General features: G+C 54.0%; 10 protein-coding genes, 1 tRNA gene and 3 pseudogenes. 5 read left to right on the top strand and 9 right to left on the bottom strand.

What is annotated here, in order from left to right; all coding sequences use genetic code 11:
* Positions 1 to 93: 93 nt before the first annotated feature.
* Both KI231_RS10375 and KI231_RS10370 read right to left on the bottom strand, forming a co-directional pair.
* Positions 94 to 654, bottom strand: coding sequence for a hypothetical protein (locus KI231_RS10375; RefSeq protein WP_213028153.1), 561 nt, complete (start codon positions 652 to 654; stop codon positions 94 to 96).
* Between the two features lie 485 nt (positions 655 to 1,139).
* A pseudogene (locus KI231_RS10370) lies at positions 1,140 to 1,328 on the bottom strand (IS3 family transposase); the annotation flags it as partial.
* Between the two features lie 295 nt (positions 1,329 to 1,623).
* On the opposite strand from KI231_RS10370, the pseudogene KI231_RS29940 reads away from it, so the two are divergent.
* Positions 1,624 to 1,969, top strand: a pseudogene (locus KI231_RS29940) (amino acid permease); the annotation flags it as partial.
* 169 nt (positions 1,970 to 2,138) lie between these two features.
* Positions 2,139 to 2,273 carry a hypothetical protein gene (locus KI231_RS30155; protein ID WP_283246368.1) on the top strand — a complete coding sequence of 45 codons (135 nt, stop codon included), beginning with the start codon at positions 2,139 to 2,141 and terminating at the stop codon, positions 2,271 to 2,273.
* Between the two features lie 99 nt (positions 2,274 to 2,372).
* Here the strand turns inward: KI231_RS30155 and KI231_RS10365 are convergent, their stop codons facing one another.
* A complete protein-coding gene (locus KI231_RS10365) occupies positions 2,373 to 3,746 on the bottom strand; it encodes a transposase (protein WP_213028152.1) in 1,374 nt (457 codons plus the stop codon).
* 267 nt (positions 3,747 to 4,013) lie between these two features.
* Between KI231_RS10365 and KI231_RS10360 the strand changes: the two genes are divergently transcribed.
* Positions 4,014 to 4,166: a hypothetical protein gene (locus tag KI231_RS10360; protein WP_213028151.1), complete on the top strand. Its 153-nt coding sequence runs from the start codon at positions 4,014 to 4,016 to the stop codon at positions 4,164 to 4,166.
* Positions 4,167 to 4,266: 100 nt separating this feature from the next.
* On the opposite strand, the gene KI231_RS10355 is transcribed toward KI231_RS10360, so the two are convergent.
* Positions 4,267 to 5,319 carry a hypothetical protein gene (locus KI231_RS10355; RefSeq protein ID WP_213028150.1) on the bottom strand — a complete coding sequence of 351 codons (1,053 nt, stop codon included), beginning with the start codon at positions 5,317 to 5,319 and terminating at the stop codon, positions 4,267 to 4,269.
* A 217-nt stretch (positions 5,320 to 5,536) separates the two neighbouring features.
* Here KI231_RS10355 and KI231_RS10350 point away from each other — a divergent pair.
* Positions 5,537 to 5,716: pseudogene (locus tag KI231_RS10350) on the top strand (hypothetical protein); the annotation flags it as partial.
* A gap of 22 nt (positions 5,717 to 5,738) precedes the next feature.
* Here the strand turns inward: KI231_RS10350 and KI231_RS10345 are convergent.
* Positions 5,739 to 9,131: a TM0106 family RecB-like putative nuclease gene (locus KI231_RS10345; protein ID WP_213028149.1), complete on the bottom strand. Its 3,393-nt coding sequence runs from the start codon at positions 9,129 to 9,131 to the stop codon at positions 5,739 to 5,741.
* A 214-nt stretch (positions 9,132 to 9,345) separates the two neighbouring features.
* On the opposite strand from KI231_RS10345, the gene KI231_RS10340 reads away from it, so the two are divergent.
* Positions 9,346 to 10,251, top strand: coding sequence for a hypothetical protein (locus KI231_RS10340; protein ID WP_213028148.1), 906 nt, complete (start codon positions 9,346 to 9,348; stop codon positions 10,249 to 10,251).
* A gap of 256 nt (positions 10,252 to 10,507) precedes the next feature.
* Here the strand turns inward: KI231_RS10340 and KI231_RS10335 are convergent.
* The 4 genes from KI231_RS10335 to pheT form a co-directional block, all read right to left on the bottom strand.
* Positions 10,508 to 10,584: transfer RNA gene (locus tag KI231_RS10335), tRNA-Pro, on the bottom strand.
* An 89-nt stretch (positions 10,585 to 10,673) separates the two neighbouring features.
* Positions 10,674 to 11,030, bottom strand: coding sequence for a MerR family transcriptional regulator (locus tag KI231_RS10330; protein ID WP_003179985.1), 357 nt, complete (start codon positions 11,028 to 11,030; stop codon positions 10,674 to 10,676).
* A complete protein-coding gene (ihfA, locus tag KI231_RS10325; RefSeq protein ID WP_002553164.1) occupies positions 11,011 to 11,313 on the bottom strand; it encodes an integration host factor subunit alpha in 303 nt (100 codons plus the stop codon). Before ihfA ends, KI231_RS10330 begins: the two co-directional genes overlap by 20 nt.
* 3 nt (positions 11,314 to 11,316) lie before the next feature.
* Entirely contained in the window at positions 11,317 to 13,695 is a 2,379-nt protein-coding gene (gene pheT / locus KI231_RS10320; protein WP_213028147.1) for a phenylalanine--tRNA ligase subunit beta, read from the bottom strand.
* Positions 13,696 to 13,699: the final 4 nt, after the last annotated feature.

Below are 13,699 nucleotides of genomic sequence, written 5' to 3'. Positions count from 1 at the left end.
TTTGCTCGAATATATTTAAGCGCTAAACCCCAACCTGCTGAGACATCGCAGTTGGGGCCTATTTTTTTGAGTAATCAACGACCGTTTATACTGCTACTTCTTCATGAGTAAGAATATGGCAACGCTGTAGGCTTGTGCAATTGCCGCAGTCATTGCGGAGTCAAGCGATGAGATCGACACGTCATCAATCTTCAGACCAGTATTTTTCATCAAGAATACGAGTGCATCTGGTTTTTCAAGACTATAAGAGTTATCCGACAACCAACGCCCGACCATAATAAATTTTTCCCCGGCTTCCTTTGCAGCATCTGCGTCAGAGATTATCAGATCGAAGAAGTCTGGATAAAACATAACTTGAGGAGTGTACATTAATTGAAGAGCGACATCATCATTATTTGAATCCAGGCCGAGACTTTCTTCAACAGTCAACCTAAGATTATTTGCATAGGCTGTGGACACAAGCTGCATCAAGCCAACAAAGTTCTTAGAGCTTTGCATTCTGTCATCGTGAAACGATGCCAAATCGATAGCAATTTCCATGAGCCCGATCAGCGGATTGATATATAGCTTTTTTATCCGATCTTCTACAGATGAATCTTCTGCAATAGCAGAATACTTTTTGTACAGCTGCTCAACAACCCGCTCAACTCTCATATGTATCCTTACTTCAAATGAAAATGGCTGCAAAACGTGGCAAATCATAGCACAATGCCACGCCCAAGCCTGACAGATTCAGGATGCGTGTGTCATATCAAGGCGTGATGGTCGCCCTCGCTGACATGCGGGCTATTTCTTGAGAACAGTGCACGATCCTGCATACGAGTTGACCGCTCCAAATTCGCGGGCGAAACCGTAATAGCGCTGATTTGTCCAGTCGATGTGGAAGTACCAATCCTGGAGCTCGCCCGTGAGGAGCAGGAAGCCACTGCCTTCCGACCAATTCGGGTCTGTGTGCAAGAAAATATCATACTGGATGTCGACGATTTTTTGGAGTAAGCGGTCCTCTCTTTGAGCCTGAAAAAGTCATAACCCTGTGGCTGATCGTATGAATACTTGGTGTGATTCCCCTCTTTCGTGATCGTTACCTTGCCGCCGTACTCAACAAGTGAGCCGCAGCACCATGAATCGTCCCCGATTCTCTAAACACCTTGCAAGCTCATTGCGTAACGTTTTTCAAACTCTACTGGTGACATCTGATTGTTGAAACTATGGCGAAGTTTTGCGTTGTAGAACATCTCGATGTAATCGAACACATGAATGCGAGCATCTTCCCACATGGTGTAGATTGTTCGCTTGATCCGCTCCCGCTTTACATGGAGTGAGAATGATCTGCGCGCTTCCTGCTGAAAAGCTACTTTTAATGATTGTAGCTATTCGTGCGCAAGCAAAATTTTCCGATCAATAGCTTTCCTCAGCCCATGGTTCTCGTGGGGCAATTATCGAATACTGCCATTACCAGCACCCATCTTTTCAAGGTTGAAACGACTCATGGCAAGGAAGAAGGCAAAAAACTCCACAAGTAACGGCGTCCTGATCATTTTCGCTCTGGCCTTCGGCGCAGTCGCATCTATTTCGAAAAACTCGCATTTAATTCGATAACCTACAGGTGCCATTTAGGTATTTCTGCTGATCGCCTTGTGTTTCGCGTTACTCATAGCGGGTTCCTACGCGGAACTTGTGACCAAATATCCAGATGCCGGTGCCTCTGCCTTGTTCGCCGCAAGGGCCTTCAAGTAGCCACTGATCTCGTTCCTGATGGGGTTTTGCATGCCAGCAGTTGGGGTGACCAGTGCGGCGGGACTTCGTTGGCATTTGTCGGCGACTACCTCTCAGCGTTTATGTAAGCCTCACCGCCAGTCAGGCATTGGTGTTTCTTGGCGTCATCGCGCTGCTCAATATTTGCGGCATCAAGGAGCTCCTCTCTGCCAATCTGCTCATGACCTTCATAGAGATATCCGGCCTGCTCATATGCGCTCCTTCACGCTGCCTTGGCCCGGCGGCAATATAGAGGCGTTAACGAGTCCCGTCGCCGTCGAATGACCGGTCGATCTCTTGGCTGACATTGCGATGAGAACCTTCTCGGTTGAGCCTTTCATAATCATCAAGCAGTGCGGTGACGCCCCTTTGCAAAATGAGTCGTGATCAAGGTCAATCCGCTTCTGCGAGAAGTCATTCGGGCCATGTTTGCCATCCACGACCGGCTGCTTTCGGCCGATTCTGTTGAAAAAGTCGGTTTTTCAGCTGACCTGAACTCAGGCACGACCATCGCCTAAGAACCGACTCACCACATTGAGTAGTTTCTCGGCCCTTCGTTGACCGTTGCTGCTCAGTTAGTGGGTTAATTTGAGGTTTTTTGCTGAGTGCAGGCGCACCTATCTCGTGACAGGTGGCCCTTGAGATGTAAATTTAGCCAGCCGTCGCAGGTTCTGTACCGCAGCGGCCAGCGTGAATTCATCAGTCGCGCCACTCATGCCACGTAGTCTCAGGCGATCCAGTTTCAGGATGCGCTTGAGGTGGGCAAACAACATTTCGACCTTCTTACGTTCGTGGCGAGAGTGCACGTACACAGGTGTCGTTGCGATTCGCCGAGCCACATCGCGCGCGGCTTCATGGATGCTGCGGGCGATCTTGCGGAACGCAGTGTTCGGGCAGCACTTGGCTTTCATCGGACAGGCAACGCAGTCGGTCTGCCTGGATCGGAAGATGGTGGTGTTGGCTTTGGTGACGTGCGAACGCTCGTTCTTGAAGGCTCGCCATTCGCTACGTAATGCATTGCCAGCCGGGCAGCAGTATTCCTCAGTCTCTTCATTCCAGCGGAAATCGTTGCTCGAAAAACTGTCGTTCTTGCGTTCGGTTTTGTCCCACACCGGCACATGTGGCTCGATGTCCTTTTCCTCCACCATCCAGGCCAGCATCGGCGCGGTACCGTAAGCGGTGTCGCCAATCAGGCGTTCCGGCTTGATGTCGAACTGCGCTTCGACCCGATCGATCATCGTCTTGGTGCTCTCGACTTCTGCGGTTCGATGAGCCGGTGTGGGTTCCACATCCATGATCACGCCGTGCTCGGTATCGATCAGATAATTCGTGGAGTAAGCGTAGAACGCTGGGCCACCTGGAGCTGCGGTCCAGCGGGCTTGAGGATCAGTCAGCGATAGGCGCTTCGGTAGCGTTTCGGCCAGAGCCTCTTCATCGAGTGCCTCAATATACTCACGCACGGCGCGGGTGCTCAGGGCTGGATCGCTCCAGTTGACCGGTTCATCACCCGGTACGCCGCGCTGCCGGCTGGCATCCGCTTTGATGATGCTGGCGTCCACGGCAAAGCCTTCGCCCTTGACCAGGTCGGCGTCCATGCAACGACGCAGCACTTCATTGAACAGCCAGCGAAACAGATCGCTGTCCCGAAAACGGCCGTGTCTATTTTTGGAAAAGGTCGAGTGATTGGGGACTTCATCTTCAAGGCTCAACCGGCAAAACCAGCGATACGCCAGGTTCAAATGGGCCTCTTCGCACAGCCGACGCTCTGAGCGAATGCCGTAGCAATAGCCCACGATCAGCATGCGGATCATCAGTTCGGGATCAATCGACGGACGCCCAATCGGGCTGTAAAAATCGGCGAGGTAATGGCGCAAGTCGCTCAGATCGAGACACCGATCAATGCTACGCAGAAGGTGATTGGCGGGGATGTGGTCTTCAAGGTTGAATGAGTAAAACAGCCGTTCCTGCCCACTCGATAACTGTCCCATCATGCTGCGTGCTTCCCTGCTGGCCGATGCGCGGATTTTGCCGCAGGCCAGACAGGGGAGCTACTTTTTCAACAGAATCGGCCATAAACGGCCCCTCCAAGGAACTGCGCGCAGCCTTCCGCAGCTTGCGCTAGGTACACAGCTTAGGCTTGGCCTGCTCATTGTTCTGATGGGCAGCCTCCCCCACCAATATCGATTTAGTAGAACCACAGGACCACGCCATATATTGATAAACGCAACACCGATGGATAAAAGGACGTCGAGAGCATCATGCCGACAGGGCGTGACTACGGGGTGGGCGACATCAAACAGGCCATTTATGGCTTTCGCGGCAGTGAAAGCGCCTTGATGCAGGCCATCCTCAAGTCACTTCCACAACTCGGCACCTTGACGGCGCGGGTGCGGGTGTTGATCGAGTCGTGACTCTCTGATGAAGTCGCCGGTGGCACTGCCGTGATATTGGCCAGCGCGTAGTTCACCAAACTAATTCCGGTCCTGAGCAATCAGGACCGGCGCTGGCAGTTCAGTCCAATCGGATATCCAACCCAAGCCCCGGCAGGCACCATTCCTGCCAACTTTCGTCTACGGCCGCACGCTCTTCAGCGTTGGCACAAAAATCCTTGGCCAACTCGAACAACGCCGCCACTCGCTGCCGGCGCTGCTCCGTGGTCATCTCGTCTCTGATCCCAACGGTCTGTACAGTCTGGAGAATTTTCGTGCATTGGGCCTCATCCAATCCCTCCGGAAAGATGGAAAAGCACGTTTTCTGACTGACATGCAGCAGCGGTGGCAGTACGCGCAGGATCAATCGGTGCAGTGCTTTATCGCCCGTGACCACTGCAGGTGTGCCAATAAATGAATAACCCTGCTGGCGTAGCGTCGGCAGTATCAACCATAGGTTCAAATCCCCCGCCCGGTTGCGCAGGTACGGCACTGTGATGTGGCTGCCCTCAACCTTTTGTCCCGACTGGAAAGCCAGGAAGGAATCCAGATACGAGTAGGCAGGCTTCGTATCCCCGTCGAGTTTGAGCGCCTGCTTACTTTTCAGCACAACCCCTAAGGCAGTCAACATAAGGCTGGAAGTGAAGCGCGGAATATCAGCTTGGCCAATTCGATCAAGCTCAGCCAGCGCCGTATCCACCGGCATCTTCCTCGACAGCAATGATTTCATGATCACTACATAGGGAAAAATGAGGCTGAACTGCGTCTTCAGTGCCGCTTCATTCCTGCGTAAAATTGCCACTTGTTGCTCGGCGAAATTCGCTCGAAAGTTAAAGCCCAAATCGCACAAGGTTTGGGTCATCGCGTCTATCCGGGTAATCGGGTCAGCGCGAAACTCTGGATTGGAAAACCACTGTTCCATCAGCGCCGGCAACGGATTCAGAATTGACTGGTCTCGGACGTACTGCGGTAGCTGGCGCGCCCAATCCACTTTACTCAGGGCATTGGTGTCCAGAAATAGCTCATAGGGACCATCGCCTTTCTTTGCATTCAGAAACGGCCACACCACTGCGCAACCACTTGGTGTGAGCACGCATCGTTCGTCATAAGGCACAGCGATATTAAGTTGCTGCATTGGAACACGAACCTCATCGCATTACTGTTTTTGAAGCCCTAAATCTTATAGGTGACAGGCTACCCTTGCATGGCATCGTTCAAACGCATCCGCTGATTGATTATTGCGTCTCACAACTGTATTCCGGCCGGCGTATTTATGCGCCCTGCACCGACGGGGATACTGCCCCACTGTCGCCTTTCGGATAAACGCTCATGACGAAGTCTGATTTCTCCGCCTGGTCCTGGACCGCAGGGGCAGGCATCGACGCAGAGATCTGGCTCTCTTCGATCTGGCCATCGGCAGCAAGCTTCGAGCCTGCGATTTAATGAAGCCCAAGCTCCGCGTGCGCGATGTCGCTCCTGGCGAGTACGTATCATCACGAGCCATGGTGATGCAGCAGAAAACGCAGCGGCCGTCAGGATTACTAACTCCTTTTTCTATATTTTCGTCGCAAGTTCATCGTAACGGCAGAAAGCATTGGCAAGCTGCATCTGGCGGGGTGTTCGGCATTGAGCCTCAAACAAAGTAGGTGACGCAACGAGTACACAAACACATTTTGCACGTGATGTAGCGACATTCAGTCGGTTTAGGCTGTAGAGAAACTCCATGCCACGCGGTGCATCGACGTAACTTGATGTTGTCATCGAGTAAATAACGATCGGCGCTTCCTGTCCTTGGAATTTGTCGACAGTTCCGATCCGAGCGCCCGAAATGCGGTCCTGTAGCTCGAACACCTGCGCATTGTAGGGAGCAATGATTAATATATCTTGAAGCGATATCAGTCGCTCAACACCATGTCTGTCGATCCAGGTAGTGCCTGACGCAAGGATTTCCTCCACGAGCGTTCGAACGCAATCAGCCTCTTCCGGCGATGAACTCTGATTGCCTTCAGAAACGACTGCAACATAGCGGAGGCCTGAACCATTGAGGCGTCCGGGTGAGCGAATTGCTTGAGCCTCCAATCCTGGGCGAGGATGAAGACGTCCCTCGTAGAATAGTTCGGACGTATAGGAGCAGATGTCCGGATGAAGACGCCATGTCTCCGCAAGAAAAAGTCCTCGGTCAGACGCAATCGTCTGCTCTTCACCTAGAATATGATGCAGAGCTGAAACATCAGTGCCTTCTGGATGACTACCCTGCATCGGCTGATCGAGTTGTTGCGGATCGCCTAGCAACACAACGCTATTCGCCGCTTGTGATACAGCAATTACATTCGCAAGCGCCATTTGCGCCGCTTCATCAATAAACAGCACATCTACGGATTGCGCTGCATCAGGCGACGCCCACAGCCAAGCAGTCCCTCCTGCCACGTTTGCTCTGCTGCCGATGGCGTTTAGCAAATCATCATTACTTTTTACAAATCGCAATCGCTGCTGATCTGGTTCCATCTCCGAAGGTTTTTGAAAGCAGCAAACATCAATTCCCATTTCTTCAGAAGCCTTCACAACTCCATCGAGAAGGTTACGGATGACCTTGTGGCTATTGGCAGTCACTCCAACAGTCTTCCCGGCTTGTACCAGAGAACAGATCATGCGTGAGCCTGTGTGCGTCTTGCCGGCACCTGGTGGCCCTTGAATTGGAAGCAGTCCACTTTCGATATGTGCCGCAACACGGAGTGCGGAATCTAGGGCAGGCTCACCTTCATGCTGGATCGGTTGATTGCCTATACGAGGGGGCAGACGCATCAGAGGATCACGAGCGGCCTGAAAGGGTCCGCCTCCCTCCATCCCATGAGCAACGACATGTTCGCCGATGCGAACAAGCGCATTGGCGAGGACAGTCGTATTAATAACTGTGTGGGAAAAAACTGCCTCAGGATGAATATTTGCACTGTCCCCTCTTTTCTTAATATCGACCCAACGTTCATCCAGAGAAATTGCGTCGACGCTGCCTAGCTTCCTGCCTCCCAAAGTGTGCAAATCCTCACTGCCGCGCATCTCCGTTTCTTGAGGAGGGAAGCTGTAGCGATGAATGGGTGCCTTAGCGGTTCCCCCATTCACGCCCACAAATGTTAGACCTGAAAGTCCAGCTCGCTCGTCGAGCAAATCTTCTGCCATAAGGTCGGAAAGGCGGAAATACTCCCACCAAAGCGCCTTCTGTTCTCGCCGGTGCCAGTCGAGCGAATGCGCGAGAATCCATCGAGCATGCTCCTCGGCCGTGCGCTCCGCCGCATCAGTAGGAACCCCGTCCGTCAACCGTTCGATAAGCCCAATGATCTTCTCTTGCCATTCACCAAGTGCCTCGCTTGGCACGCTCCCAGGGACTTCCGGTCGAGGAATGATATTGCCAACGTTGATCAAGTTGGTGCGCTGTATTTCTAGCCAGTCCCGAAGTCGCCATGTAGATACGCAATCATCTCGGTTGTATCCAGTCACAACAGAACGATCAACATCATTGATGAACGCTAAATCTCCCAGCTCAAGACATGCTTGAACCTTAGCAAGCGCCTTGTTTGCTTCTGAAAGTTCTGTATCTCGGCTGAAATCGTATAAGGGCTCAAGCTTTTTGATCGAGTAACTTTCCACGCTCGCTCGCAGACCATTTCGTATCACGCTGTAAAGGTCAACGAAACGTTTAGAGCGCAGAAGAGCATCAATCTCTTCTTCACGACTTGCATGACGCCCCATCAACCGTTTTAGAGCAGCCGGCTCATAGGGTGCGAAATGGTAAATGTGCAGATCCGGGTATTGCTCCTGTCGAGCGACGACGAAATCGATGAAACGCTCGAAATTCAGTTTTTCCTCCTCACGAGATAGCGCCCAGTCAGCCGTATAAGCGATGCCATTGTTACCATCAATAAAAGTATAACCAAACAAGTACTCAAGGCCGCCTTCCCCAGCAAATGGGTCGCCCTCCAGATCGAAGAAGATATCCCCGACTGAAGGTTCGGGTAAGCTCGCTAAACCGAATCCCTCCGTAACAGGTAAAAGTTCGTGAAGCACGCTCCCTGCTTCGCGTCCCTCGACCTGAATGCGCGCCTGCTCTCGTACCCGCTCGTACGAATGTACTGCCCCGCGCGAGGGTCTCCATGGAAGCGGAACCGGCATTGCTGCTAGATCCGTCATAGTTTCTATGCCGTGCCGTCTTAACTCATCGATATGGACTTTGGTAATCCCGGCCACAAGCGAGAGATGGTCATCCTCTCGACGTTTCCGGTCGCAACGACTCTGCCAACGACAGATGTCGCAATGCTCCTTCGGTTCAGGATAGATCAACTCCCCCGCATGCTCGATAGCAGCTACAAGACTGCTTTTGACTCGTCGGAAGTACGCTGCGTAATCGTCCATTCGATACATCTGTGGCTCATACCCGGACCATGGGGCAACTACATAGCTATGTGTCGGGCAACCCCCTTGGATGGTGCCGACTAGATCGGCGTACAAGCAAAGCTGCAAGACAGTTCCACCTTTCGTCTCACGAGCAAGCTTGGTATCGATCACCTCATAAGACCATGCTCCAAGATTGCTCTCGGCCTCTACTCGCCTGAGGACATCCGTGCGACCCACCCAACCATTCGCGCGAAACGCGCCTTGTACTATGATCTCATCCCCAGCGAGCATGGCGCTCCTTGTGCGCTCAACCGATTCGTCATCAACTCCGATACCGTCAATGATTGTCACGGATAGACCCTGGGATCGTAGGTGCTCGACAAAGCCTTGTTCATGTCGCGTGCCACGCTCCCATAAAATCTGCAGCAATGGGTCCCAGATAGCAGGGCGTTCTAGCTCGCCATTCGCCACCGCTAAGTCAAGGCTCGTTAAGTGCCGGCAGTTAAGATGTCCAACCAAGTCAGAAGCACTAAGAAAAATCGAATCGCCTTGCCTTTGCATTTGATTCCGACCTCATCAAAAGTCCATTCAGATGCTCTGTCGTCCAAATGCCAGCTCAAGTGACTTTTAGGATTAGCCAAAGCGAATGCCCGCTCGTCGAGTGTAGTCAATAGTGAAAGATCCACTGTGGATCGAAAAACAGGCACTCAAACATACCCCGTCGAGCTCTACCTTAGAGCTTCATCCTCATCACGACGCGACTAGGAACCATGGAATGAATCGCAAGCAGTTTCTCGAGCAACCGGACGTGCTCGGCCTTATCGAGTGGCTAATCGAAAACCTCCCCACTCTGCCAGTGCATCTGAAGGTCGCGCGCAGCAGGTTTGTGCGCAAAGCGATCGACTGCAAGGTTCAAGGTATCGAAGCGGTTCAGGCGGAATACCAGTGGGGCGGGAACTGGGAGACGGTTAAGGCGGAGCTGCGCCGGCTGCGTATTCGCTTGCGCCTGGCGGTTCGCGCCCGCGATGAGTTCGCCACGCATGGAGCCTGCGAAGCGATCCTAGCGTGGGGAAATGTCGATGGCGCCGTCGGATTCCTCAAGGAGCAAATGCACGATAAGAACTTGGTGAATTACCTAAAGCAGTGCCAGGCGCTTCTCGCGCTGGACCGCAAGCAGCAGCTCAACCACCTCACCAAGCAGAAGATCCTAAGATTCGACTCGGGCATGACTAAGATCCATGCCCTGCTTGACACCACAGGCTCTCCCATCTATGACGGCCGGGTCGGTGCCGCCATCGCGCTGCTCTACCACCTGTACCGCCAAGGCACCGGCACCACTGCGTCGCAGGCACTGGACTTCGCCTGGGGGCCAGGGATTGGCGACCAGATTCGAAACCCACAAGACTTAAAGCTTGGCTACAACGGTACACCGCGACTCTCCACCACCAGTCGCCACCTTTGGGCACGGCGCCAGCTCCAATTAGGTTGGATCATTCGCGCGGCGCTAGAAGGGTCCGAACTATTCGCCAAGCAGCCTCACCTGGTAGACCGCTGCCACGCCTTTGAAGCTGGATTGTTCATGATGGGCTACGACCTACGCAGTTTAGTCCCCGACGGCTATACGATCCCGGTGCCGCCCAAGCCTAACTACCGAGTACGCAGGATGACCCGAGCGACCTGAGATAAACAAGCTGCTGGTTGACCTGTATGTAGTTCTCAATAAGCAAGAAAATAGTCTTAAACACTCAAAAACATCAGGACCTGAAGAGAAAGACCAAACAACATTGGTAAAGAGACCACGCGTGAGCGCCAAAGACTGCGTCCGCCCACGCGGAAGCCGCGAGGATTCCACCCAGAGCCAGTGGTTTTGTGGGGGTAAAAACGACCAAAAATAAAAAATGGTCGCGAGATAAAATCTCGCAACCCCTTGAATTATATGGTCGGGACGGAGTGATTCGAACACTCGACCCCTAGCACCCCATGCTAGTGCGCTACCGGACTGCGCTACGCCCCGACTGATGTTGCATTTCGCTCTTCACCTCTAAGAGCGCTCAAGAATATATCGCAAGCTTTTGAAAACTGGAAGTATTCAAACGCAGCTTTTTATTTCTTGAGTACCACCAGCACATCTTCGAGCTCGGCGATCATCTGGCGGATCATTTGCTTGTACTGGGTGGTGTCGTCTTTGGCTTCATCGCCGGACAGACGCAAACGTGCGCCGCCGATGGTAAAACCCTGATCGTAAAGGAGCGCGCGGATCTGCCGGATCATCAGCACGTCCTGGCGCTGATAATACCGGCGGTTTCCGCGGCGTTTGACGGGGTTGAGTTGAGGAAACTCCTGCTCCCAGTAGCGCAGCACGTGTGGCTTTACGGCACACAGCTCGCTGACTTCACCAATGGTGAAGTAGCGTTTGCCCGGGATGACGGGTAGTTCGTCGTTATGACTTGGTTCCAGCATAAGCCTCAACTCGGGCCTTCAACTTCTGCCCTGGACGAAAGGTGACCACACGGCGAGCCGTGATCGGGATTTCTTCCCCCGTTTTCGGGTTGCGGCCAGGCCGCTGGCGTTTGTCCCGAAGATCGAAATTGCCGAAACCGGACAATTTGACCTGCTCGTTGTCTTCAAGAGCGTGCCTGATCTCCTCGAAAAACAGTTCGACCAATTCCTTGGCTTCCCGCTTGTTCAGGCCCAGCTCTTCATACAGACGTTCCGCCATCTCAGCTTTCGTCAAAGCCCCCATACGTCACTTCCTTAACGTGGCGTTCAACCTTTGTTCGAGCGAGGTGAGGATATTTTGCGTCGTCGAATTCACCTCATCGTCATTAAGAGTGCGCGATGGATGCTGCCAGGTCAAGCCAACTGCAAGGCTTTTTCTATCAGGATCAATGCCTTTACCCTGATAAACGTCAAACAGCCTTAGATCTGTGAGCCATTCGCCTGCATTTTCACGGATTACGTCCAATACAGCCGAGGCTGCAACGTCTTTGTGCGCGATCAGTGCAAGGTCACGACGCACTTCAGGAAAGCGCGACAACTCGTGGAATTTCGGCATTTTACCGAGTGCCACTTCCGCCAGAACCAGCTCGAAAACAAAGACTGGACGATCCAGACCCAAAGCTTTCGACAGTTCCGGGTGAATGGCGCCGATGAAGCCGACTTCACGCCCTTCGCGCTCAATGCGTGCGGTTTGACCCGGGTGCAGCGCCGGGTGTTTGCCCGGTGCGAAAGTGAACGAGTCCAGCGCACCGGCAAAACCCAGTACAGCTTCTACGTCAGCTTTGACGTCGAAGAAGTCCACAGTATCGCGACCCTGCGCCCAACCTTCCGGCAGACGGCTACCGCAGACAACACCGGACAGCATCGGCTCTTGCTTCAGACCTTCCAGCTGACCAACGAAGCGCAGACCGCTTTCGAACAGACGCACGCGATCCTGCTGACGATTCAAGTTGTGCTGCAACGCCTTGACCAGACCCGGCCACAACGACGGACGCATAGCGGCCATGTCATTGGAGATCGGATTGGCCAACAACAGCGGCTCGACGCCTGGGTTGAACAGTTCGAACTGCTTTGGATCGATGAAGCTGTAAGTGATCGCTTCCTGATAACCGCGCGCCACCAGCAGACGACGCAGCTCCGGCAGATCGCTACGCGCTTCAGCCTTGGCTTGTGGCGCCAGACGCGCTTGCGGGTAACGAACCGGCAGACGGTTGTAGCCGTACAGGCGAGCCAGCTCTTCGATCAGATCGACTTCCAGACTAATGTCGAAGCGATGGCTTGGCACTTCTACGCGCCACTGGCCTGCACCATCGGCGGAAATGTTCAGACCCAAGGCGCTGAGCAGACGCTCGACCTGCGCCGAATCCATTTCCATGCCGAGCATCTGGGTAATGCGCTGGGCACGCAGGGTGATCGGCGCGATCGACGGCAGATGTTGCTCGCTGACTGTCTCGATGATCGGGCCGGCTTCGCCGCCAGTGATTTCCAGCAGCAGGCCGGTGGCCCGCTCCATGGCTTCACGGGCCAGCTGCCAATCCACACCACGCTCGTAACGGTGCGAAGCATCGGTATGCAGGCCGTAGGAACGAGCTTTGCCCGCGACCGCGATCTGATCGAAGAACGCACTTTCCAGGAATACATCGCGAGTGGTCGCGGACACGCCGCTGTGCTCGCCACCCATCACACCGGCAATCGCCAGAGCGCGGGTGTGGTCAGCGATCACCAGCGTATCGCTACGCAGGCTAACTTCCTGACCGTCGAGCAGAACCAGTTTCTCGCCCTCTTCCGCCATGCGCACGCGGATACCGCCATTGATTTCGGCAAGATCGAAAGCGTGCAGCGGCTGACCCAGCTCGAGCATCACGTAGTTGGTGATGTCGACGGCAGCGTCGATGCTGCGCACTTCGGCACGGCGCAGGCGTTCGACCATCCACAGCGGCGTAGGCTTGGACAGGTCAACGTTGCGGATAACACGGCCCAGGTATCGCGGGCAGGCAGCCGGCGCCAGGACTTCTACCGAACGCACTTCTTCGTGCACGGCAGGAATAGTCATCACGACAGGACGGGTGACCGGAACGGCGTACAGCGCGCCGACTTCACGAGCCAGACCGGCCAGGGACAGGCAGTCGCCACGGTTCGGGGTCAGGTCAACCTCGATGCTGGCGTCTTCCAGATCCAGATACACACGGAAATCTTCGCCCACCGGCGCATCGGCCGGCAGTTCCATCAGACCGTCGTTGCCTTCACCGACTTGCAGCTCGGCTTGCGAGCAAAGCATGCCGTTGGACTCAACGCCGCGCAGCTTGGCCTTCTTGATCTTGAAGTCGCCTGGCAACTCGGCACCGATCATGGCGAACGGAATCTTCAGGCCCGGACGCACGTTTGGCGCACCGCATACGACCTGGAAGGTTTCCGCACCATTACTGACCTGGCACACACGCAACTTGTCAGCATCAGGGTGTTGCTCGGTGCTCAGCACCTCGCCCACCACCACGCCACTGAATACACCGGCGGCCGGCGTAACGCTATCGACCTCAAGACCGGCCATCGACAGACGAGCAACCAGCTCGTCGCGATCTACCTGCGGGCTAACCCAGCCACGCAGCCATTGTTCACTGAATTTCATCCTG

The sequence above is a fragment of the Pseudomonas sp. Seg1 genome, from assembly GCF_018326005.1.
Taxonomy (GTDB): Bacteria; Pseudomonadota; Gammaproteobacteria; order Pseudomonadales; family Pseudomonadaceae; genus Aquipseudomonas.
This window is presented reverse-complemented; position numbering and strand designations above follow the sequence as displayed.